Genomic DNA, 2,203 nt, shown 5'->3' with positions numbered 1-2,203 from the left:
CACCTAACCAATATATCGCAGAGTAATCGAATGACCAATAGTTTTAACTATAAATGGAAAGTATGATTGCGTGCTAATCTACTAATTTTTATGAATATATATGATAATGTGTTTACCGAACTTTGGAGAATCAAGAGAGGAGAGTAAGTAAAATGATCAGCAGTCAGGATTTTGTATTGAGCCATAATACCTTTCAGTTTAAATCAGACAAGTACGATTTATCTAAAATTATGAGTGCTAAAATTACTGCTAATTCGCTGAAAAGCCACATATTACGAATCGTCTGTTATGGGTTATTGTTTTCAAGTATTGTCTGGATAGTTTGCCCACCGGGGATGGGGGAGATACTGGCACCCGTCGCTTTGATTGTCGGTCTGTTATTTGCCTTAGTCACCAGTCGTAGATATGAACTAAAGGTTGAGTTTCAGCATAGTGATGAAACGGGGTTACAATGGATTACAGTGGCTAAGACGAACAAACTGTCCGAGAAGGCGATCTTAGATTCTCAGGTAAGAGACCTTCTCGTTCATCATGGCAGTTAGTTCACTTCTGAGCTTATCAGTACTTATTTCAATAGTGTTCTAATGACTTGCAATACACCTGCTTCACGGTTACTCGGAGCGATAAATCGTGCGTGTGCTTTTACCCCTTCGTGTGCATTTTCCATTGCATAAGAGTGATAACTGGCTTGTAGCATTTCGACATCGTTGAAGTAGTCACCAAAACTCATTGTCTGTTCAAAAGTAAAATTCAGTTCATTTTGTAGGTGTTTAATGGCCGCACCCTTTGAAGCATCAGCATGCATGACATCAAGCCAGATTTTCGCGCTGATAACAACCTGTTGCTCAGCACCAAATAACGCATTGATCGTTGGATGGACATGCTCTGCTGAACCATCAAAGTGGCAGATGGCAACTTTAACGAAATCATCATCAACCAAAAGGAGATCATCGACAAACTCACAACGGTGGTAATACTTTTTGAATTCGGTAATAGCCTTCGGGTCTTGAGTTTCAATATAGGCTGATTTTTTCCCGCATAACACAATCTGTGCGCCTGGTAGTAAACGAGCCTGTTTTAAAATGGCGTGAGCGGCGGTTTTATCGAGAGGACAGCTATATAGTTCTTTACCTTTGTGCATTACCAACGTCCCGTTTTCAGCAATGAATATCATGCTGTTTTCTAACGAAGAGAAGGTGTCTAACAAACTATAATATTGACGGCCAGAAGCCGCAGCGAAAAAGATATTTTCTTTCGCTAATTGCGAGTAAATTTGGAAAAAATCGGGATGTAATTGACTCTGCTCATCAAGCAGAGTGCCATCCATATCGGCGGCAATGAATTTAATATTAGCGTTTGGCATTAAAAGGCTCTCGTACAGCGAGTGAGGAAAGAATGGGTATTATACACGCTTTTATAAAATAACTGCAGTAAGCGCTAGTTAAAGTATCATCAACTTTGGGGGGCTATAAGGCACTCTTCCTCTTTTGCAGATAATGAATTATTAAGATCTAACAAGTCATTGTATTGCAGATAAGCCTCTGAGCGTGCTTTGGTATTAAGAGTGAGTGAAATAAGAAGGTCAGAAAGGGCTCGTCTGTCTTCGCGGTACGCTTTAATAAGAGAATCACATGCGAGAAGGTGGTTGTGTCTGCTGGCAATTTGGTTGGCAAGTCGACTGTTTTTTTCACTCGGAACAGTAAAATCGTAGGAGAGTATGGATTGAATATTTCGAGCACTTTGTCTGATCGCATTTCGATAAGTGACATCAATTTTCATCATATTGATAAACAAGTCAATGTCATCTCGTATACCATTACCATTAACATCAGAGCCTGTTAGTGATGCACTAAAATCGTGCTCATTGATAAATTGATGGTAAGTGTCGTTGAGTTGCTCACTAGCTGGTTTATTGGCAATAACGGTTCTTTTATGCGTAAGATCGAAATTGCAGCCAATAACCACAAATAGGGCAATAAAAAGTACCAGTGAGTTTTTCATAGATTCCATTCTAAAGGTTACACAGGAATATTATGAAAGAAAAAAGCTGATATGAAAAATAATGATAGCTACGATTAAGCACTTTAACGTTATATTTGTGACACAATGCAAGGTATGGATATTATTTATATTCAATATATTTGGAAAAATAGTTAAGCATCCAATTATTATATTTATGTTATGGGCATGTTATGTATTATAT

Annotated in this window: 3 protein-coding genes; 1 reads left to right on the top strand and 2 read right to left on the bottom strand. The window is 38.3% G+C overall.

The genetic code is table 11. The features are described 5' to 3' along the window. The first annotated feature begins 152 nt into the window (after positions 1-152). Positions 153-542 (top strand): hypothetical protein, encoded by a 390-nt coding sequence (locus tag L4C32_RS20530; RefSeq protein ID WP_428198751.1) that lies wholly within the window; start codon positions 153-155, stop codon positions 540-542. Between the two features lie 23 nt (positions 543-565). Here the strand turns inward: L4C32_RS20530 and L4C32_RS20525 are convergent, their stop codons facing one another. Both L4C32_RS20525 and L4C32_RS20520 read right to left on the bottom strand, forming a co-directional pair. Continuing rightward, entirely contained in the window at positions 566-1,363 is a 798-nt protein-coding gene (locus L4C32_RS20525; RefSeq protein ID WP_428198750.1) for a Cof-type HAD-IIB family hydrolase, read from the bottom strand. Positions 1,364-1,452: 89 nt separating this feature from the next. Further along, entirely contained in the window at positions 1,453-2,001 is a 549-nt protein-coding gene (locus tag L4C32_RS20520; protein WP_428198749.1) for a hypothetical protein, read from the bottom strand. Positions 2,002-2,203 lie beyond the last annotated feature (202 nt).

Source organism: Aliivibrio kagoshimensis, assembly GCF_050337105.1.
Lineage (GTDB): Bacteria > Pseudomonadota > Gammaproteobacteria > Enterobacterales > Vibrionaceae > Aliivibrio_A > Aliivibrio_A kagoshimensis.
Note: the sequence above shows the minus strand (reverse complement) of the source record. Positions and strands in the feature narration are given on the sequence as shown.